Origin of the sequence: Streptomyces sp. NRRL F-5727 (assembly GCF_000719555.1) — a bacterium.
GTDB lineage: Bacteria > Actinomycetota > Actinomycetes > Streptomycetales > Streptomycetaceae > Streptomyces.
The window spans coordinates 1-20,420 of the sequence record NZ_JOGX01000060.1; the positions used below are offsets into that span (position 1 = coordinate 1).

At 73.4% G+C, this 20,420-nt stretch carries 18 protein-coding genes and 1 riboswitch; of the genes, 16 read left to right on the top strand and 2 right to left on the bottom strand.

Features of this window, described 5'->3' with window-relative positions:
• The 3 genes from IF73_RS0130040 to IF73_RS0130050 form a co-directional block, all read left to right on the top strand.
• A partial coding sequence (locus IF73_RS0130040; RefSeq protein WP_031013603.1) for a tetratricopeptide repeat protein occupies positions 1 to 671 on the top strand: 671 nt, incomplete at its 5' end.
• Positions 672 to 728: 57 nt separating this feature from the next.
• Entirely contained in the window at positions 729 to 1,121 is a 393-nt protein-coding gene (locus IF73_RS0130045; RefSeq protein ID WP_031013605.1) for a VOC family protein, read from the top strand.
• A gap of 92 nt (positions 1,122 to 1,213) precedes the next feature.
• Positions 1,214 to 2,620: a collagen-binding domain-containing protein gene (locus IF73_RS0130050; protein ID WP_078868331.1), complete on the top strand. Its 1,407-nt coding sequence runs from the start codon at positions 1,214 to 1,216 to the stop codon at positions 2,618 to 2,620.
• Here IF73_RS0130050 and IF73_RS0130055 read toward each other — a convergent pair.
• A complete protein-coding gene (locus IF73_RS0130055) occupies positions 2,545 to 4,989 on the bottom strand; it encodes a YfhO family protein (protein ID WP_078868332.1) in 2,445 nt (814 codons plus the stop codon). The two genes, IF73_RS0130050 and IF73_RS0130055, sit on opposite strands and share 76 nt — an antisense overlap.
• Before the next feature lie 126 nt (positions 4,990 to 5,115).
• Here IF73_RS0130055 and IF73_RS0130060 point away from each other — a divergent pair, with 126 nt between their 5' ends.
• From IF73_RS0130060 to IF73_RS0130075, 4 genes are all read left to right on the top strand, one after another.
• Positions 5,116 to 6,111, top strand: coding sequence for a glycosyltransferase family 2 protein (locus IF73_RS0130060; protein WP_031013609.1), 996 nt, complete (start codon positions 5,116 to 5,118; stop codon positions 6,109 to 6,111).
• 122 nt (positions 6,112 to 6,233) lie between these two features.
• Entirely contained in the window at positions 6,234 to 6,926 is a 693-nt protein-coding gene (locus tag IF73_RS0130065) for a SurA N-terminal domain-containing protein (RefSeq protein ID WP_051717455.1), read from the top strand.
• 26 nt (positions 6,927 to 6,952) lie between these two features.
• Positions 6,953 to 7,912, top strand: a complete 960-nt coding sequence (locus IF73_RS0130070; RefSeq protein WP_031013613.1) for a nucleoside triphosphate pyrophosphohydrolase — start codon at positions 6,953 to 6,955, stop codon at positions 7,910 to 7,912.
• A gap of 55 nt (positions 7,913 to 7,967) precedes the next feature.
• Complete coding sequence (locus tag IF73_RS0130075; RefSeq protein WP_234338387.1) at positions 7,968 to 8,447, top strand: RrF2 family transcriptional regulator; 480 nt, start codon at positions 7,968 to 7,970, stop codon at positions 8,445 to 8,447.
• Between the two features lie 24 nt (positions 8,448 to 8,471).
• Here IF73_RS0130075 and IF73_RS38145 read toward each other — a convergent pair whose 3' ends face one another.
• Positions 8,472 to 9,677 (bottom strand): globin domain-containing protein, encoded by a 1,206-nt coding sequence (locus IF73_RS38145; RefSeq protein WP_031013616.1) that lies wholly within the window; start codon positions 9,675 to 9,677, stop codon positions 8,472 to 8,474.
• Positions 9,678 to 9,778: 101 nt separating this feature from the next.
• Between IF73_RS38145 and IF73_RS0130085 the strand changes: the two genes are divergently transcribed.
• The 9 genes from IF73_RS0130085 (at position 9,779) to IF73_RS0130125 (ending at position 20,417) form a co-directional block, all read left to right on the top strand.
• A complete protein-coding gene (locus IF73_RS0130085) occupies positions 9,779 to 11,110 on the top strand; it encodes a cytochrome P450 family protein (protein WP_078868333.1) in 1,332 nt (443 codons plus the stop codon).
• Between the two features lie 225 nt (positions 11,111 to 11,335).
• Complete coding sequence (locus IF73_RS0130090; RefSeq protein WP_324616113.1) at positions 11,336 to 12,391, top strand: transglycosylase family protein; 1,056 nt, start codon at positions 11,336 to 11,338, stop codon at positions 12,389 to 12,391.
• 264 nt (positions 12,392 to 12,655) lie between these two features.
• Positions 12,656 to 12,833: riboswitch (cyclic di-AMP (ydaO/yuaA leader) on the top strand.
• A gap of 4 nt (positions 12,834 to 12,837) precedes the next feature.
• Positions 12,838 to 13,572: a transglycosylase family protein gene (locus IF73_RS0130095; RefSeq protein ID WP_031013620.1), complete on the top strand. Its 735-nt coding sequence runs from the start codon at positions 12,838 to 12,840 to the stop codon at positions 13,570 to 13,572.
• Positions 13,573 to 13,859: 287 nt separating this feature from the next.
• The gene (eno, locus tag IF73_RS0130100) at positions 13,860 to 15,146 is read left to right on the top strand and encodes a phosphopyruvate hydratase (RefSeq protein WP_031013622.1); all 1,287 of its coding nucleotides are present in this window, start codon (positions 13,860 to 13,862) and stop codon (positions 15,144 to 15,146) included.
• Positions 15,147 to 15,238: 92 nt separating this feature from the next.
• Positions 15,239 to 15,709: an FtsB family cell division protein gene (locus IF73_RS0130105; protein ID WP_031013623.1), complete on the top strand. Its 471-nt coding sequence runs from the start codon at positions 15,239 to 15,241 to the stop codon at positions 15,707 to 15,709.
• A gap of 22 nt (positions 15,710 to 15,731) precedes the next feature.
• Entirely contained in the window at positions 15,732 to 16,271 is a 540-nt protein-coding gene (locus tag IF73_RS0130110; protein WP_031013624.1) for a DUF501 domain-containing protein, read from the top strand.
• Positions 16,268 to 17,182, top strand: coding sequence for a Ppx/GppA phosphatase family protein (locus IF73_RS0130115; RefSeq protein ID WP_031013626.1), 915 nt, complete (start codon positions 16,268 to 16,270; stop codon positions 17,180 to 17,182). Before IF73_RS0130110 ends, IF73_RS0130115 begins: the two co-directional genes overlap by 4 nt.
• Positions 17,183 to 17,552: 370 nt before the next feature.
• Complete coding sequence (locus tag IF73_RS0130120; RefSeq protein ID WP_031013627.1) at positions 17,553 to 18,944, top strand: NAD(P)/FAD-dependent oxidoreductase; 1,392 nt, start codon at positions 17,553 to 17,555, stop codon at positions 18,942 to 18,944.
• Between the two features lie 174 nt (positions 18,945 to 19,118).
• The gene (locus IF73_RS0130125; RefSeq protein ID WP_031013628.1) at positions 19,119 to 20,417 is read left to right on the top strand and encodes an SAM-dependent methyltransferase; all 1,299 of its coding nucleotides are present in this window, start codon (positions 19,119 to 19,121) and stop codon (positions 20,415 to 20,417) included.
• Positions 20,418 to 20,420: the final 3 nt, after the last annotated feature.

Consider the following 20,420-nt stretch of genomic DNA (forward strand, 5'->3'; position numbering starts at 1 on the left):
CCCCCTGGCCCGCCGCACCCCGCCCGGCGGTCCCGGCCCCGGCCGCGCCCGCCCGTCCGGCCGTCACGGACCCCCGGATCCCCGTCCCCGCCCAGCCCCCGGCCCCCGGCCACGCCCCCGCCCCCCGGGGCGCGGACGTGGCCGGCACGGTCGAGGAGGTGAAGCGGCTCCTCGGCGAGGGCGCCCTGACCCAGGCCGTCGACCTGCTCGGCGGGATCCTCCCGGCCGCCGCCGCGGAACACGGCGAGGCGTCCCCGGTCGTCCGGATCCTGCGCAAGCAGTACGCCTCCACCCTCCTCGACGACGGGCAGTACCGGCGCGCCCTGCCCGAGCTGCGCCGGCTCTCCGCCGACGACCCGGGCAACGCCCAGTTCCGCTACGACATCGCGCTCTGCCTGGAGCAGCTCGGCGAGACCGCCGACGCCCTCGCCGCCTTCCGCGCCGTCCTCCCCGCCTTCGAGCAGGGCCCCGCCCAGGACCCCGGACGCGCCTTCGACGTCCGGCGCCGCACCGGCCTGCTGCTGGTCGCGACCGGACAGCACGAGGAGGGCCAGGCGGAGCTGCACCGCCTCCTCCTCGACACCGAGCGGCTGTACGGCCCCTACCACCCGCCGGCGGCGGAGCTGCGGCGAGCCCTGGAGCACCAGCGCCAACTGGGGCGCCACGCCTGACAGTTTCGGCCGATATGCGATGGTCGGGGGCGGGGAGGATCACGTACGGTCGGAACCGTGACACTTCCTTCCGTCCAGCTCAACCACACCGTCATCCACTCCTCCGACCGCTCCGCCTCCGCCCGTTTCCTCGCCGGCGTCCTCGGCCTGGAGGTGGGCGCCCCCTTCGGCCCCTTCCTCCCCGTCGACCTCGCCAACGGCGTGACGCTCGACTTCTACCAGGCGCCCGAAGGGCCCATTCAGAGCCAGCACTACGCCTTCCTCGTCCGGGAGGAGGACTTCGACCCGATGATCGACCGCCTAGAGGCGGCCGGGGTCACCTACTTCGCGGACCCGGGCCACACCCGCCCGCACGAGGTGAACAGCCTCTTCGGCGGCCGGGGCGCGTACTTCGACGACCCGGACGGCCACAACATGGAGATCATGACGGTGCCGTACGCGCGCCCCTGATCCGGGCGGGGCCGGCGTTCGGCTACTGCATTCGACGGCAGGCGCGGGCGTGTCACCGGGGGACGGTCGCGGGTCCGGCGCAGTCTGCTCATATGAAGAAGCCGTACCCGTTCCTCGGGATCGCCGCCTGCACCGTCGCCGCCACGCTGGCCACGGGAGTCCGCCCCGCCGCCGCCGCGACCGTCGACGTCGGCAACCCCGTCGCCGGCAACAACGGCTTCGGCGTCGTCGTCGAGACCGACGCGCTCCTCGGCTCCACCGAGTCCGAGGGGCCCGTCGCGATCGGCGGCGACCTCTCCTACGGCGCCGGGTACAACGTCTCCCTGCACACCCCCGGCAGCTTCAAGGCCGACGGCGACGCGCGGCCCACCGCGCTCCTCGTCGGCGGCCGGATCGACTACGGCGCCGCCAGCCCGGTCGGCGTCCTCAAGGTGCTCCAGAACGGCTACGTGAAGGTCGGCGACCTCACCGGCAGCGACGTCGTCACCAGGGACGGCAACAACGCCACCGTGAAGACCCAGGTCGTCGCCGCGGGGCAGGGCCACAACGCCACCCCGCGCATCGAGCTCACCGTCGAACAGCCGGCCCTCTCCGTCGGCCCCCACCCCGGCCTCATGGACTTCACCGGCCTCTTCGCCGCCTACCGGGACCGCGCCGACGCGCTCGCCTCCTGCGCCGCCACCGTCGAGGTCGAGGACCCGGGCCGCATCCGCCTGGACGGCACCCGCACCAACGTCCTGCGCCTGACCGGCGAGGAGCTGAACGCGCTGTCCGAGCTGACCTTCCTCGACCGCCCGACCGCCGACGGTCCCCTCGTCATCGACGTCGACACCAGCGCGAGCGGCTCCGTCTTCACCTGGGACGTCCCCAACACGGCGGGGGTCAGCGGCGCGGACGCGCCGTACATCCTGTGGAACTTCTCCGACGCGACGGCGCTCACGATCGCCACCGGCGACTCGGTCGAGGGCACGGTCTACGCCCCCCGCGCCCACGTCACCGACCTCGACCCCGCCAACATCGAGGGCGACGTCGTCGCCAAGGCCCTCACGGCCGGACCGCTGGAGGCCACGCGCGCCGCCGACGTCAACGCCGGGGAGATCCACTACTTCCCCTTCGCGGCCGACCTGAGCTGCGAGGGCGACACCTCGCCCACCCCCGCCCCCAACCCGTCCACGACGGAGCCGGACCCGGAACCGTCGACCACGGAACCGACCGTCGAGCCCACGGACGAGCCCACGGACGAGCCGACCACCGAGCCGACCGACGAACCGACCGAAGAGCCGACCGACGAGCCGACGGACGAGCCGACCGACGAACCGACGGACGAACCGACCACCGAGCCCGCCCCGGAGCCGACCGCCACCGAGCCCGGCGGCTACGGCGACGGCGAGGAGCTGGCCGAGAGCGGCCCCGGTCTGCCCGCCTACGGAGCCGCCGCGCTCGCCGCGCTCTCCGCGGCCGCCGGAGTGCTGCTGGTCCGCAGGGCCCGCCGCCGCTGACCCCGCCGGACCAGCGACAGCAGGCCCACCGCCACCACCGACGCCCCCGCCACCGCCAGCCCGGGCAGCAGCCCGGGTGGCCGGAAGGCGCAGCTCAGGGAGGTCGCGCCGGTGACCGGGACGGCGAGGAGACCGGCGTACGGCTCCACCGTCCGGCCCCCGCAGCTCCAGCCGGGGATCGCGGGAGCGGCGACCACCGCCGTGCCGGTCACGGGGTGCGGGAAACGGGCCGTGAGGCCCGTCGGCGTGGGCGTGACGGCGACCGCCGCCGAGGCCCGCAGCGCGTCGACGGCGGTCCGCAGCCGCGCCCGGTCCAGGCAGCCGACCTCCGCCGGGCCCCGCCCGGCCGGGACCTCGGGGCGGACGCCGGGGGCGGTCTGGACGCCCAGGGAGGCCATCGCGGCCCGCCGCCGGGGGCCGCCGCCGAGGAGCCGCACCGGGGTGCCGGCGCCGAGCCGGGCCTCGCCCGTGCGCTCCGGGGCCCAGAGGAAGACCTCCGTGCCGACCGGGCAGGCACCGGCGGCGGCCGGGGCGGTGTACACCCGGGCGCCCAGGAGGAGTTCCTGGTTGCGGAAGGGGGACGGGCCGAGGGCGGGCGCGGGCCCCGGCGGCCGTGCCGTCACGAGCGGCAGCGTCGTCGCCGTACGGACGACCCCGCCGTCCCGCCACCGGGCGCCGACCGCGAACAGGGCGTCCGTCACCGGGTTGTCGAGGCTCTGGAGGTTCCGGCCGCGCGAGGTCCAGCCGCCGCCGAGGGCGGTGACCAGTCGGGTGAGGACGGCGGGGGTGTGGCTGCTGTAGAAGGCGGCCCCCTGGCCGCCGAGGAGCAGCGGGTCGTTGCCGGCGACGCGGGGGAGGCCGGAGTCGGTGCGGTACGCGGGCCAGCCGTCGGCCGCCGCGAGGGCCGCCGCCCGGCGCTCCTGCTCCGGACCGTACGGCGGGTGGTCGTCGAGGTGGGCGAGGCGCCGGCGGTCCGCGTACGCGGTCGTCGCGGCGGCCTGGCCGAGCAGCGCACCGGTGACGAGCAGCGCGGCGAGGAGGGCGTACCGGGGGCGGCGGGGGAGCGCGAGGGCGCCCGCCACGGCGGCGAGCCCGGCGGCGGCGAGGAGCAGCGCGGGCCGGGTGGCGAGGTCGCTGGGGAGGGCGCCGGCGGTCAGCGCGAGCACCACGGCGCCGCCCCCGGCGAGGGCCCGCCGGCCGGGCAGGCCGTGGGCGAGACCGGTGTGGGCGGCGACGACGAGCAGTCCGGAGAGGACGAACGTCTGGCGGTACGGGCTGCCGTTGGGGGTGGCGAAGAGGTGCCACACCAGGTGCGTCGGGCCCCACTGGAAGGACAGGGCGACGGCGAGGACGAGGCCGGTCCACACCCACCGCTCCCGGCCCGGCACGTCCCGCCGGAAGGCGAGGGTCGCCGCCAGCAGCAGCACCGGGGCGGCGACGAACGCGGCCGGGGTGGCGAAGCCGTACGTCCCCGGCAGCAGCCGGGCCAGCACGTCGGCCGCGCCCGCCGCCTCGAAGTCCCGGACGACACCCGGGTGCGCCTGCCGGGTGGACAGCAGGACGGGGACGAGCAGGGGCGCGGCGAGGCCGACGCCGAGCACCGTGGAGACGGCGGCCCGCGGCAGCGCGCGCGGGCGGCAGGGGCCGGTGGTCGCCAGGCGGGCGAGGAGGAAGAGGGCCGCGCCGAGCGTCGCCATGTAGGCGGTGTAGAAGTTCGCCGTCCAGCAGACCGCCACCGTCAGCACCGACAGCAGGGGGCGGCCGCCCTCGCGGGCCCACTCCGCCACCAGGCACAGCAGCGGGAAGGCGATCAGCCCGTCCAGCCACATCGGGTTGTACGCGCCCTCCACCACCGACCAGCCGCACAGGGCGTACCCGGCGCCGAGCACGGCCGGCCACCACCAGGCGGGGACCGTCGAGAGCCGGCGCAGCAGAAACGCGGTCGCGGCCGCCGCGAGGGCCGTCTTCAGGACGGTGAGGGCGTAGAGGGCGTACTCGATGTCCGCGCGCGGGGCGAGCGCGACGAGGGGTGCCAGCGGGCTCGACAGGTAGGTGCCGAGGTCGGGGAGGAAGCTCGTGCCCCAGCCCGCCTGCCAGTTCAGCAGGAGGCCGCCGTCGGCGCGGCCGTGCAGCAGGTCCCCCAGGTGGGCGTGGAAGGGGACGAACTGGTTCGCCAGGTCGTTCACCGACCGGTGGCGCGGGCCGAAGGGGAAGACGCGGGCCGCCGCGTCCCCGGCGCAGACGGCGACGGCGGCGAGCAGCGCGGCCAGGGCGGAGGCGGCGGCCGTGGCGCGGCGCGGGGCGGCGGGGGTCCCGGGGGTCGTGCCGCGCCGGACGGTTCGCGGGTCGGTTCGCAGGGCAGTTCGCATGGCGGGTCGAATATCGCAGCGCCGGAGCGGTGGTGGACGGCCGCCGCGGGGCAGTTCACGCAATGGTCTTCTCGGCGTCACCCCGGCGGGGCGGGCGGGTCACCGGCCTGCCTTTGGGTGTCGGATGTGCTGCTCTCTCTCGTCGTCCCCTGCTTCAACGAGGAGGACGTCCTCGCCCGCTTCCACTCCCATGTGACGAAGGAACTCGACGCCCTGGAGGGCGACTTCGAGATCGTCTACGTGGACGACGGAAGCCGCGACCGGACCCTCCCGCTCCTGCGGGACCTCGCCGCCGCCGACCCCGCCCGGGTCCGCTTCGTCTCCTTCAGCCGCAACTTCGGCAAGGAGGCCGCCATGCTGGCCGGCCTCCGGCACGCGGCCGGCGACGCCGTCGTCCTCATGGACGCGGACCTCCAGCACCCGCCGGAGCTGGTGCACCGGATGGTCGCGCTGCACGCCGAGGGGTACGACCAGGTCGTCGCCCGCCGCACCCGCGAGGGCGACCGGGTCACCCGCACCCTCACCGCCCGCGTCTACTACTGGGCGATCAACCGGCTCGTCGACGTCGAACTCGTCGACGGGGTCGGCGACTTCCGGCTGCTGTCGCGGCGCACGGTCGACGCGATCCTCGGCCTCGGGGAGTACAACCGCTTCTCGAAGGGGCTGTTCTCCTGGGTCGGTTTCCGGACCACGACCTTCGCCTACGAGAACGCGGTGCGCGAGGAGGGCCGGTCCAAGTGGACCTTCGGCAAGCTCCTCAACTACGGCCTCGACGGCCTGCTCTCCTTCAACAACAAGCCGCTGCGCGCCGCCGTCTACCTCGGCCTGCTGCTGGTCTCGCTCGCCCTCGCCTACGCGGGCTGGATCGTCGTCGACGCCCTCGCCCACGGCGTCGACACGCCCGGCTACGTCACGCTCCTGGTCGCCGTCACCGCCCTCGCCGGCGTCCAGATGGTCATGGTCGGGCTGATCGGCGAATACGTCGGCCGCATCTACTACGAGGTGAAGCGCAGGCCGCACTACCTGGTGGCCGAGACGCACGCGGGCCGCGAGAAGGAGGCCGCCCGGGCCGACACCCGGGCGGCGGGTGCCTCGTTGTGGGAGACGGTCGTCCGGAAGTGACCCCCGTTCCACGGTGACGCGCAAGTTGTCGCTGCGAAGGAGTGGCTACGGCCTCGGCGACTCCCTACCATCGATCACCGCAAGGTCGTCCAACTGACGCACGACCAGCCCGGGAGGCTCCTTTGCACCGCCGCGACCGCCGCCACGACAGCCCCGCACGCCGCCGCACCGCGCTTGCCCTCTCCGCCGCGCTCCTCGCCGCGGCCCCGCTGCTCACCGCGTGCGGCGGCGAGGCCCATCCAGGGGCGGCGGCCGTCGTCGGGGGTGAGCGGATCGACGTCTCCAGCCTCCAGGCCGAGGTGAAGGCGGCCCGGGACGCCCAGGCGGCGTCCCCGCAGTCCGCCCAGCTGATCGCCGCCACCGGCGACCTCGGCCGGCAGAAGCTCAACGGCATGATCTTCGACCGGATCCTCGGCAAGGTCGCCGCCGACCAGGGCGTCACCGTCAGCCGCGCCGAACTCCAGGAGACCCGCGCGGCGTTCGTCCGCGAGAACGGCGGCGTGGAGGGCCTGGAGGCCGTCCTGCTCCAGCAGCAGGGCGTCGCCCCCGGCCAGGTCGGCGACGTCGTCCGGCGCAACGTCCTCATGACGAAGATCATCGAGAAGCTGGGGATCACCGAGACCCCCGAGGGCCAGCAGAAGCTCCAGGAACTGTTCGCCGCCGCGTCGAAGTCCCTCGACATCGACGTGAACCCCCGCTACGGCGCCTGGGACGACACCAAGGTCCAGCTCGACACCGGCGCCGACACCGCCCCCTGGCTGGTCCAGGTCACCCGGGGACAGGGCGCCGCCGGAGCCGAGCAGCTTCCGGGCTGACCCCGCTCCCGGGGTAGGTTCGAAGGGTGACTTCCGAGAACCCCGGCCGCGTCGTCCTGCTCACCGCCAGCCACCGGGTGGCGCCCGGACTGCTGTCCTGGCCCGCCTGGGAGGCGCTGCGCGGCGCCGACCGGGTCCTCTGCCCCGACGAGCACCACCCCCAGCTGCCCTACCTGCGGGAGGCGGGCGTCGCCGTCGAGCACCTCCGCCCCACCGCGGAGGAGCTGGTCGCCGCCTGCGCCGGCGGCCGTACCGTCCTGGTCCTGCCCTCGGGCGAGGGCGACCGGGGCCTCACCGACGGGCTCGCCCGGCTGGCCGGCTCCGGCCGGGTCGCCATGCCCGACCTGGAGCTGCTGCCCGGCTCGTACGACCTGCCCGGCGCCCGCCTCCTCGACCTCGTCCAGGTCATGGACGTCATCCGGCGCCGGTGCCCCTGGTCCTCGCTCCAGACGCACCAGGGCCTCGCCAAGTACGCCATCGAGGAGGCGTACGAACTGGTCGAGGCGATCGAGGCCGGCGACCGGCACGAGCTGCGCGAGGAGCTCGGGGACGTCCTCCTGCAGGTCGTCTTCCACGCGCGGATCGCCGAGGAGGACGCGGAGGAGCCGTTCTCCGTCGACGACGTGGCCGGCACCCTCGTCGAGAAGCTGATCCAGCGCCATCCGCACATCTTCGGCGACGAGACCGCCGAGACCCCCGAGGACGTCCGCGCCCACTGGCTGGCCGCCAAGGCCGTCGAGAAGGGCCGGGAGTCGGTGACCGACGGGGTGCCGGTCGGGCAGCCGGGGCTGGCGCTCGCCGCCAAGCTCGCGAGCCGGGTCCGCACGGCCGGCCTCGACGTGCCGCTCCCGGCGGGCGCCGGCATCGGTGACGAGCTGCTGGCCCTCGCGGCCCGCGCGGAGGCCGAAGGCGTCGACCCGGAGGCGGCGCTGCGGGCGGCGGCCCGGGCGTACCGGGACGCGATCCGGGCGGCCGAAGGGCTGTGAGGGCCCGCGGCCGGCGGACCGCCGCCGCGGGTTTCGGATGGGTAGTATCCAGAACATGCAGATGAGCGAGGGCGTCGAGTGGGCGCTCCACAGCTGCCTCAACCTGACGTGGGTGGAGGACGGGACGGCGGTCAAGGCGACCCAGCTGGCGGCCTTCTACGAGCTGCCCGCGGCCTATCTCAACAAGCAGCTCCAGGCCCTGGTCCGGGCCGGCATCCTCAGCTCCTGCACCGGCCCGCGCGGCGGCTTCCGGCTGGCCCGCGACCCGGGCGAGATCACGGTGCTCGACGTGGTGACCGCGATCGAGGGGACCGAGGACGCCTTCCGCTGCCAGGAGATCCTCCGGCAGGGACCGGGCGGCCGCGCGGACGTCGACTACCGCAGGACCTGCGCCGTCTCGGGGGCCATGCGCCGGGGCGAGCTGGCCTGGCGCCGGGAACTCGCCGCGCAGACGCTCGCCGACCTCAAGGCGGAGGTCGAGGGCCGGCGGCCCCGCACCCCGGAGACCACCCGCCGGCGGCTCGCGAGCCTCTGACCGGCGCCGACCTTTCGGATCCGCCTAGCGCGGGGCGCGGGCCGCCGGGTCGTGCCAGCGCACCGCGGGCGGCTGGAGCAGCCACTCGGCGCGGGAGGACGGGCGGGCGGTGAACCGGCCGACCGGCGGAAGGACGTCGTACCGGGTGCGCGCCGGGTCGGCGCCCAGCTCCTCCAGGACCTCGGCGACCTCGGTGACGAATCCGGGCGGGCCCGCCAGGTAGACGTCGTGGTCCGGCCAGCGCCCGCAGGCCCGCAGCGCGGTCAGCAGGCGCTCGGTCGCCTGGTCGCGGGGGTGGCGGGGGGCCGAGGTGATGTACGTGACGCTCAGGCCGGGCAGCCGGGCCGCCAGCCGGTCCAGGTCCTCCCGCCCGTACAGGTACTCGCGGGAGCGGGCCACCATGAAGATCCGGCCCTCGGCCGCCGGGTCCGCCCCGGCCGCCTCCTCCAGGAGGGCCTTCACCGTAGCCCAGCCCGTACCGGCGCACAGATAGGTGCGCAGCTCGCCGGGGGCCGTGCGGTGGACCGTCGCGCCGCCGGCCGCGCTCAGCCGCAGCGTCTCGCCCGGGCGGACGTCGTCCACCAGGGCCGTGCTCATCGCCCCGCCCCGGATCCGGCTCACGTGCAGGTCGAGCGTGCCGTCCGGGCGGGGGGCGTTGCCGAGCGAGTAGGTGCGCCACACGCGGGGGACCCGGAGCGAGCTGACGCCGGCGTACTGGCCGGGGAGATGGGGGAACGGCCTGCGGGGGCGGAGGGTCAGCACGGCCAGGTCGTCGCCGTGCCGCTCGTGGCCGACGACGTCCGCGTCCCACCAGGCGGGCTCCCCGGCCCCGGCGGACTCCTCCGCGCCCCGCAGCATCATCTCGGCGACCCGCCCGTACGCCTCCGACCACGCCTTCTCCGCCTCGATCGTCCACGCGGAGCCGGCGGTGTGCGCGAAGGCGGCGAGCAGGCTCTCGCCGACCGCCGCGTAGAGGGCGGGGGTGGCGAGGAACTTGCGGTGGTCGCGGCCGAGCCGCCCCAGGTAGTCGGGGAGCCCGGGCTCGTCCAGGTCGGTCACCACGTGGGTGAGCGCGGCGAACAGCCGGTCGCGCTGCGGGGCCATGTCCTCGGGGAAGAGCTCCCGCACGCCGGGGTTGCGCCAGAAGAGGTGCGAGTAGAAGTACGTGACGGCGTGTTCGGCCCGTCTCTCGACGACCGCGAACGTGCTTCTGAGCAAGGGGAGGTCCACGCGGGAAATGTAGGGCACGGGCCGTCACGGCGTGATCACCGGGCGGTGATCACGTCAGGTCGGCCGCGGGGGCGCGGGGGCCCGGACGGTACGGTCGGGGCGTGAGTGAAGGACCCGCCCCGACGCCCGGTACGCCCGGAAAGCCCCGTACGAGCCCCGCCCGGGCCGCCGCCTCCTGCCCGGTCTCCGGAGCCGGTGACGGGCCGGTGCCGGCGCTCTTCAGCTGGGAGTTCGCGAGCGATCCCTACCCGGCGTACGCCTGGCTGCGGGAGCACGCGCCGGTGCACCGGACCACCCTGCCCAGCGGCGTCGAGGCATGGCTCGTCACCCGGTACGCGGACGCCCGGCAGGCCCTCGCCGACCAGCGGCTCTCCAAGAACCCGGTGCACCACGCCGAACCGGGCAAGACCGGCATCCCGGGCGAGCGCAGCGCCGGTCTGATGACCCACCTCCTCAACATCGACCCGCCGGACCACACCCGGCTGCGGCGGCTCGTGTCGAAGGCGTTCACCCCGCGCCGGGTCGCCGCCTTCGCGCCACGCGTGCAGGAGCTGACGGACCGGCTGATCGACGGCTTCGCCGAGCGGGGCAGCGCCGACCTCATCCACGAGTTCGCCTTCCCGCTGCCGATCTACGCCATCTGCGACATGCTCGGCGTGCCCGCCGAGGACCAGGACGACTTCCGCGACTGGGCCGGGATGATGATCCGGCACGGCGGGGGACCGCGGGGCGGGGTCGCGCGGTCGGTGAAGAAGATCCGCGGGTACCTCGCCGAACTCATCCACCGCAAGCGGGAGGATCTCGGGGACGACCTCATCTCCGGGCTGATCCGCGCCTCCGACCACGGCGACCACCTCACCGAGGCCGAGGCCGTCGCCATGTGCTTCGTGCTCCTCTTCGCCGGCTTCGAGACGACCATCAACCTGATCGGCAACGGCACCTACGCCCTGCTGCGCAACCCGGAGCAGCGGGCCCTCCTCCAGTCCTCGCTCGCCGCCGGGGAGACCGGACTCCTGGAGACCGGGATCGAGGAACTGCTGCGGTACGACGGGCCGGTCGAGCTGGCGACCTGGCGGTACGCGACCACCGGCCTCACCATCGGCGGGCAGCCGATCCCGGCCGGGGACCCGGTCCTCGTCGTCCTCGCGGCGGCCGACCGCGACCCGGACCGCTTCGGCGCGCCGGACACCCTCGACCTCGCCCGCCGGGACAACCAGCACCTCGGGTACGGGCACGGCATCCACTACTGCCTGGGCGCGCCGCTCGCCCGGCTGGAGGGCCAGACGGCGCTCGCCACCCTGCTGACCCGCCTGCCGGACCTGCGACTTGGCGCCGATCCGGACGAACTGCGGTGGCGCGGCGGGCTCATCATGCGGGGATTGCGCACGCTTCCGGTGGAGTTCACCCCTTCCGCACCCCGCCACGGCAGGTGACGACGTGTCAGAAATGTGATCTTCGCGTGATCGCGAAGCCATCGACTTGTGACGGACGTTCGAATGCGGCTACGTTCGCGCCAACGTTCGGCCCGATCCCGGCCGTCCCAGGCGTACCTGCCGCACCGCCGTACCCGCCGTCACGCGAAAGGCCCCGACATGCTTTCCGGAAACGGACGACACCGTCGACCCCGCCAGGCTCCCGCTCTCGTCGTCACCGCGGGAGTGACCGGATCCGCCCTGGCGCTGCCGCTGCTCGCCACCGGCTCCGCCTCCGCCGCCGACGCGGCCACCTGGGACCGGGTCGCCGCCTGTGAGTCCGGGGGCCAGTGGAGCGCCAACTTCGGCAACGGCGCCTACGGCGGCCTCCAGATGACGCAGGAGGCGTGGGAGCGGCACGGCGGACTCGCGTACGCCCCCAGCCCCGACCTCGCCAGCCGGGCCCAGCAGATCACCGTCGCCGAGAAGGCGCTCGCCTCCGGCAGCACCGACTGGGCCACCTGCGCCCCCATCGCCGGCCTGGAGAACGACGGCAAGGCGACCGGCGTCCACCCGGGCCCCGTGGTCCAGGAGGAAGAGGAGGGCGGCGTGGCGCCCGAGTCGAACTGGACCGGCGGCACGTCCACGGGGACCGTCGCCGACGCCCGGCCGGAGGCGGAGGAGACCGCCGGGACGACCGCGCCGGCCACCGAGCGGCCCGAGAAGGCGGAGAAGACGGCCGAGGGGACCGCGGGGACCACCACGGCCCCGGCCGCGCCCGGCACGCCGTCGAAGCCCGTCACCACCCCCGCCGCGCCCACCACCCCCGCGGGCACGGTCACGCCGCCTCCGGCGACCACCGCGCCGGGCACCCCGGACGCCTCCACGGGCACCCCGGAGGCCCCGGTCACGACCCCGGGCGACACGCAGGCCCCCGTGGCGCCCACCACCCCGGTGGCCCCCGGCGCCGACGGGTCTGACGTGGTGTCGGCCACACCCGGGACGGGCAAGCACCGGGGCGAGGCGGCGCCGGAGGAAACCGACAAGACGGACACCTCTGTGGAATCCGGTCGACATGCCGCAGCGGCGGACAAGGTAACCTCAAACCCCGTCAACTCTGACGCAAGTGACGACTACACCGTGCGGCCGGGTGACAGCCTGTCGGAGATCGCTCAGGCGAACGACCTCCCCGGCGGCTGGGACGCCCTCTACGACGCCAACCGCCAGACGGTCGGCACCGATCCGGATCTCATCCTCCCTGGTCAGAGCCTTGAGCTGACGGTTCCTTCAGCGGAGAAGTGAGGCCGTTTCAGGGCTGTATGTCCGATTTTGGGAAAGTGAGACATGGGTCTCTTCGTCCCAACTGGCGTGTCACGTCCGCAAACTTTGCTTCCGTCAGCTCTCACCTGCGCAAACGGGGTCTGACGGAAGGCAAGTAAGGGCGATTTGTCCGTCGTAAGGCCCTTTGAACTTCGAGCACCTGTGTGTCTACGGTCGACACCGCTCGCCACCGCGGGCCCCGTCGACCGAAACGCCGAGTCCTGCCGTCGGCCGCCGGGAACTGTCGTCGCGAAAGCGCCGCAGGCAGGAGTGGGGGACCCAAGGTTTGCGCCGGTCCCGGCCGTTGAGACTGACGGCCGAACGGACCGGCTAGGGGTGAAGCCGCGTGCAAGGACACGCGGCCGGGCGAACTCTTCAAGCCCGAACCCGACAGCTCACCTCACAGGCGTCGGTGAAGAGGAAACTCCATGCTGTTCTCCGGCACGGGCAAGCGTCGTCGTCCCTCCAAGGCCACCCGCGTCGTCGCCCTCGTCGGCGTCACCGGCGCGGCCGTCGCCGCCCCGCTGATGGCCGCCGGCACCGCCTCGGCCGCCACCGCCTCCGAGTGGGACCGCGTCGCCCAGTGCGAGTCCGGCGGCAACTGGTCCATCAACACGGGCAACGGCTACTACGGCGGCCTCCAGTTCTCGGCCTCCACCTGGGCCGCGTACGGCGGCACCGCCTACGCCTCCACCGCCGACCAGGCCAGCAAGTCGCAGCAGATCGCCATCGCCGAGAAGGTCCTCGCGGGCCAGGGCAAGGGCGCCTGGCCGAGCTGCGGCGTCGGCCTCTCCTCCGCCTCCTACGACGGCGGCTCCGCCGAGGCCGCTCCGCAGCAGAGCACCCAGCAGGCCGCCCCGCAGCAGAGCGCCCCCGAGCGCTCCACGGAGCAGCCCGCCACCCGCAGCGAGCAGCGCCAGGCCCCGAAGCGCACCACCCAGGCCGCCCCGCAGGCCGCCGCCAAGAAGACCGTCACCACCCCGACCGGCAAGAAGGTCAAGAAGGGCGACGGCGAGTACAAGGTCGTCGCCGGCGACACCCTCAGCAAGATCGCCGAGGCGCGGGGCGTCGAGGGCGGCTGGGCGAAGCTCTTCGAGCTCAACAAGGACGTCGTCGAGGACGCCGACCTGATCTACCCGGGCCAGCAGCTCCACCTGAAGTAAGGCCCGCGGTACCGGTGAGTCCGGCGGCTCACCGGCACCCGACGACCCTCCCGCGGTGACCACCCCGGTCCCGAGCCCCTTCCCCCGTGGCTCCGGACCGGGGTTCCGGCGTTACCGTCCAGTAGAACCCGGGTCTTTCGTCCTCGGATGCGTGCTCTTGGGCCCTTTTTCGTCCCAGGGGACGGGCGGTCGGCTGGCCGGAGGGCCGGAGCCGGTTAGGCTCTTGTCGCAAGGCGAACGAGACCTTGCGACCATGCGTCACACCTAGCGTCACATCCCAGAAGGAGATGCTCGTGCCGTCCATCGACGTCGTCGTAGCCCGGGAAATCCTGGACTCCCGAGGCAACCCCACGGTCGAGGTCGAGGTCGGCCTCGACGACGGCAGCACCGGCCGTGCTGCCGTGCCGTCCGGTGCCTCCACCGGTGCGTTCGAGGCCCTGGAGCTCCGCGACGGTGACCAGAACCGCTACCTCGGCAAGGGTGTCGAGAAGGCCGTCCTCGCCGTCATCGAGCAGATCGGCCCGGAGCTCGTCGGCTACGACGCCACCGAGCAGCGCCTGATCGACCAGGCCATGTTCGACCTGGACGCCACCCCGGACAAGTCGTCGCTCGGCGCCAACGCCATCCTCGGCGTCTCCCTCGCCGTCGCGCACGCCGCCTCCGAGGCCAGCGACCTCCCGCTCTTCCGCTACCTCGGCGGCCCGAACGCGCACCTGCTGCCCGTTCCGATGATGAACATCCTCAACGGTGGGTCGCACGCCGACTCCAACGTCGACATCCAGGAGTTCATGATCGCCCCGATCGGCGCGGAGTCCTTCTCCGAGGCCCTCCGCTGGGGCACCGAGGTCTACCACACCCTCAAGTCCGTCCTGAAGACCAAGGGCCTCTCCACCGGCCTCGGCGACGAGGGCGGCTTCGCCCCGAACCTCGGCTCCAACCGTGAGGCGCTCGACCTCATCCTGGAGGCCATCAAGCAGGCCGGCTACGTGCCCGGCAAGGACGTCGCCCTCGCCCTGGACGTCGCCGCCTCCGAGTTCTACAAGGACGGCAAGTACCTCTTCGAGGGCAAGGAGCGCTCCGCCGCCGAGATGACCGAGTACTACGAGGAGCTCGTCTCCGCGTACCCGCTCGTCTCCATCGAGGACCCGCTGTTCGAGGACGACTGGGCCGGCTGGAACGTCATCACCGAGAAGCTCGGCGACAAGGTCCAGCTCGTCGGCGACGACCTCTTCGTCACCAACCCCGAGCGCCTCGCCCGCGGCATCGAGGAGAAGTCCGCCAACGCCCTCCTGGTGAAGGTCAACCAGATCGGCTCGCTGACCGAGACCCTCGACGCCGTCGAGCTCGCCCAGCGCAACGGCTTCAAGTGCATGATGTCCCACCGCTCCGGCGAGACCGAGGACGTCACCATCGCCGACCTCGCCGTCGCCACCAACTGCGGCCAGATCAAGACCGGCGCCCCGGCCCGCTCCGAGCGCGTCGCCAAGTACAACCAGCTGCTGCGCATCGAGGAGATCCTCGACGACGCCGCCGTCTACGCCGGCCGCAGCGCCTTCCCGCGCTTCAAGGGCTGAGACCCGGCCCGTAGGGCAGCTTCCGTACGTCCCCGCACCCGGTCCCGTACCGTGTGCGGGGACGCACGTGTGATCAGGGGAGGCGACACGACATGGCCGTGAAGGACCGGGACCGGTTCTCGACCGCGACCCGGATCAGGCTGATCGGCGAGCAGACCGCCGCCCGTGTCTACCGTTCCCAGACCCGGCGCCAGGCCCGGCGCTCCCGGCTCACCGGCCGCGCCGCCTTCCTCGCCCTGGTCGTCTGCTCCCTCGTCGTCGCCCTCGCCTACCCGATACGGAGCTACGTCTCCCAGCAGGGCGAGATCGCCGACCAGGAGCGCAGGGCCGCCGAGGCCGCCCGGCGGGTCGAGGAGCTGCGGGACGAGAAGGCCCGCCTCCAGGACCCCGCCTACATCCGCCGCCTCGCCCGTGAACACCTCCACTACGTGCTCCCCGGCGAGACCGGCTTCACCGTGAACGACCCCGGGGCGGCCGACCGCCCCCGCGCCGACCAGGGCACGGCCGACCGCCCCTGGTACGACAACCTCTGGGACGGCGTCGACAACGCCGACCGCCACTGACCGACCCGACTCAGGATCCACGATGGAAACGCCCCCTCCGCAGACCGAACGCACCGAGCCCACCGAGGCGGACGTCGCCGCCTTCGAGGCGCAGCTCGGCCGGCCGCCCCGCGGCCTGCGCGCCATCGCGCACCGCTGCCCCTGCGGCAACCCGGACGTCGTCGAGACCGCGCCCCGGCTGCCCGACGGCACCCCCTTCCCGACCACGTACTACCTCACCTGCCCCCGGGCGGCCTCGGCCATCGGCACCCTGGAGGCCAACGGGGTCATGAAGGAGATGCAGGCCCGGCTCGCCACCGACCCGGAGCTGGCCGCCGCCTACCGCGCCGCGCACGAGGACTACCTCGCCCGCCGCGACGCCATCGAGGTCCTGGAGGGCTTCCCCAGCGCCGGCGGCATGCCCGACCGCGTGAAGTGCCTGCACGTCCTCGTCGGCCACTCGCTCGTCGCCGGCCCGGGCGTCAACCCGTTCGGCGACGAGGCCCTGGCGATGCTCCCCGAGTGGTGGGCCAAGGGCCCCTGCGTGAACCCGTGCGCGGAGAAGGAGGGGGACGCGAAGTGACCCGGGTCGCCGGAATCGACTGCGGCACCAACTCCATCCGCCTCCTCGTCGCCGACGTCCACCCGGACACCGGCGAGCTCGTCGAGCTGGACCGGCGGATGACGATCGTCCGGCTCGGCCAGGGCGTCGACAAGACCGGCCGGCTCGCCCCCGAGGCGCTGGAGCGGACCTTCGCCGCCTGCCGCGAGTACGCCGCCGTCATCCGGGAGCTCGGTGCCGAGCGGATCCGCTTCGTCGCCACCTCCGCCTCCCGCGACGCCGAGAATCGGCAGGAGTTCGTCGACGGGGTCGTCGCGATCCTCGGCGTCGAGCCCGAGGTCATCACCGGCGACCAGGAGGCCGAGTTCTCCTTCACCGGCGCCACCGGCGAGCTGCACGGCGACGACCGGCGCCTCGTCGTCGACATCGGCGGCGGCTCCACCGAGTTCGTGGTCGGCAACCGGCACGTCGAGGCCGCCCGCTCCGTCGACATCGGCTGCGTCCGCCTCACCGAGCGGCACGTCCGGCACGACCCGCCGACGGCCGAGGAGGCCGAGGCCATCCGCGCCGACGTCCGCGCCGCCCTCGACCTGGCCGCCGAGACCGTCCCGATCGGGGCCGCCGAGACCCTCGTCGGCCTGGCCGGCTCCGTCACCACCGTCGCCGCCATCGCCCTCGGGCTGCCGGAGTACGACTCCGAGAAGGTCCACCACTCCCGGATCTCCGCCGCCCAGGTCGCCGAGGTCACCGCCCGGCTGCTCGCGTCCACCCACGACGAGCGGGCCGCGATCCCCGTCATCCACCCCGGCCGGGTCGACGTCATCGTGGCCGGCGCGCTCGTCCTCCAGGAGATCGTCGAGCGGGTCGGAGCCGCCGAGGTCGTGGTCAGCGAGCACGACATCCTCGATGGGATCGCCCTATCCGTGGCATAGCGGGCACCTATCGAGGCACCCGGCGACACCCCGTCGGGAAAGCTTCGTGAAGTTCTTCACAAGGAAAAGGGCCCTGATGGCGCCGGAGGGAGGTCTTAGGGCTTCCCGAGGGGGTCCTCAGGGCCCTTTCGCAGGCGCGGAGGCCACTTCGCTCGAAGTTTCCATCGTGTGAACGCGCCCGCTGGTTCAGCGTTAACGGGAGCTCTCCAGGCCAGTTCAGTAGGGGTGAATAACGTTCACCACTGCATCCAGGTTCCTTTGCACGACCATGACCTGGATCACGTGGGCGGCGGAGTGTAGCAGAGCACCCCCGGAAGCTTGTGAAGGGGCGCACGAGGTGACCCCCGGGAGTGGGTGGATACTCGATGCCATGAGCACCACGGAGCGTCCCAGGATCCTCATCGTAGGCGGCGGGTACGTTGGCCTGTACGCCGCGCGGCGCATCCTCAAGAAGATGCGTTACGCCGAGGCGACCGTCACGGTCGTCGACCCGCGGTCGTACATGACGTACCAGCCCTTCCTCCCCGAAGCCGCCGCCGGCAGCATCTCGCCGCGCCACGTCGTCGTCCCGCTGCGACGCGTCGTGCGCGGAGCCGAGGTGCTCACCGGCCGGGTCACCACCATCGACCAGGACCGCAAGGTCGCCACGATCGCGCCGCTCGTCGGCGAGGCGTACGAGCTGCCGTTCGACTACCTGGTCATCTCGATGGGTGCCGTCTCCCGCACCTTCCCGATCCCCGGCCTCGCCGAGCAGGGCATCGGCATGAAGGGCATCGAGGAGGCCATCGGGCTGCGCAACCACGTCCTCGAGCAGCTGGACAAGGCCGACTCGACCACCGACGAGGAGGTCCGCCGCAAGGCCCTGACCTTCGTCTTCGTCGGCGGTGGCTTCGCCGGCGCCGAGACCATCGGCGAGGTCGAGGACATGGCCCGCGACGCGGCCAAGTACTACACGAACGTGTCCCGCGAGGACATGCGCTTCGTGCTGGTCGACGCGGCCGACAAGATCCTCCCCGAGGTGGGCCCCAAGCTCGGCCAGTACGGCAAGGAGCACCTGGAGAGCCGCGGCATCGAGATCTACCTGGAGACCTCCATGGACTCCTGCGTGGACGGCCACGTCGTGCTCAAGAACGGCCTCGAGGTCGACTCCAACACCATCGTGTGGACCGCCGGCGTCAAGCCGAACCCGGCCCTCGCCCGCTTCGGCCTCCCGCTCGGCCCCCGCGGCCACGTGGACTGCAACGAGAAGCTCCAGGTCAACGGCCTCGACTACGTCTGGGCCGCGGGCGACAACGCCCAGGTCCCGGACCTGGCCGCGATCAAGGCCGGCGTCCCGGCCGAGCGCGCCTGGTGCCCGCCGAACGCCCAGCACGCCCTGCGCCAGGCCAAGGTCCTCGGCGACAACGTCGTGTCCGGCATGCGCGGCTTCGAGCAGCGCACGTACAGCCACGCCAACAAGGGCGCCGTGGCCGGTCTCGGCCTGCACAAGGGCGTGGCCATGATCGTCATGGGCAAGTTCAAGATCAAGCTCAAGGGCCGTCTCGCCTGGTACATGCACCGTGGCTACCACGGCATGGCGATGCCGACCTTCAACCGCAAGATCCGCGTCTTCGCCGACTGGACCCTCGGCATGTTCCTCAAGCGCGAGGTCGTCTCGCTCGGCGCCATGGAGACGCCGCGCGAGGAGTTCTACGAGGCCGCCAAGCCCGCCCCGGCCCCCGCCGCGGCCGCGCCGGCCCCGGAGAAGGCCAAGGCGTCGTAACACCCCGAGCAGTACCGAAGGGCCGTCCGTCATCCGTGGTGCGGGCGGCCCTTCGGCGTGTTTTCGGCGCGTTTTGCCGAGTCGTTGCGTCGCGGCGGGATGGGAAATCCCTACGGACGGTGTTCCCTTGGTGACGGACGACAGTCTGGGGGAAGACCACGGAGGTGTGTCACCATGGCCGACGCCGCGACGCGGCTCGCGACTCTCGCCGAGGAACTGCTGGGAAGTCCCCTCCCCGTGCGCCTGCGCGCCTGGGACGGCAGCGAGGCGGGTCCCGCGGGCACCGGCCCCGTCCTCGTCCTCAGGGACCGCAGGGCGCTGCGCAGGATGATCTGGAGACCCGGCGAGCTGGGCCTGGCCCGCGCCTGGGTGGCCGGCGACATCGACGTCGAGGGAGACCTCTACGAGGCCCTGGACCGGCTCTCCGGGCTGATCTGGGACCGCGACCGGGAGTCCGGCGGCGGACTGCTCGCCGCCGTCCGCGACCCGCGCGTCCGGGGCGCCGTGGCGGCGCTGCTCCGGCTGGCCGGGCCGCTGCCGCCGCCGAAGCCGCCGGCCGAGGAGGTCAGGGGCCGCAGCGGCGGCCGGCACAGCAGGCGCCGCGACAAGCAGGCGATCAGTCACCACTACGACGTGGGCAACGACTTCTACGCGCTGGTGCTCGGCCCGTCGATGGTCTACTCGTGCGCCTACTGGACCGCGGACGGGACCCTGGAGGACGCCCAGCGGGACAAGCTGGACCTCATCGCCCGCAAGCTGGCCCTGAAGGAGGGCGACCGGCTGCTCGACGTGGGCTGTGGCTGGGGCTCGATGGCGATCCACGCGGCCCGTGCGTACGGCGCCCGGGTCGTCGGCATCACCCTCTCCCGCGAACAGGCAGCCTTCGCCCGCAAGCGGATCGCCGAGGAGGGGCTCGCCGACCGGATCGAGATCCGGGTCCAGGACTACCGCGACGTGCCCGACGGGCCGTTCGACGCGATCTCCTCCATCGGCATGGCCGAGCACGTCGGCGCCGTCCGGTACCGGGAGTACGCCGACATCCTGTACGGCCTCCTGAAGCCCGGCGGACGGCTCCTGAACCACCAGATCTCGCGCCTCCCCGAGCCCGACGAGGAGGCGTACCACGTGGACGCCTTCATCGACGCGTACGTCTTCCCCGACGGCGAACTCGCCCCGATGGGCCGCACCCTGACGACCCTGGAGGACGCCGGCTTCGAGGTCCGGGACGTGGAGGCGATCCGCGAGCACTACGCGCTGACGCTGCGCCGGTGGGTGGCGAACCTGGAGGCGGAGTGGGAGCGGGCGGTCCGGCTCACCTCGCCCGGCCGGGCCCGGATCTGGCGGCTCTACATGGCGGCCTCGGCGGTCTCCTTCGAGCGCAACCGGATCGGCGTGAACCAGTTCCTGGCGGTGAGGACGCCGGTGTCGGGCGCGAGCGGGCTGCCGCTGCGGTCGCGGGAGTGGACGGAATGACGG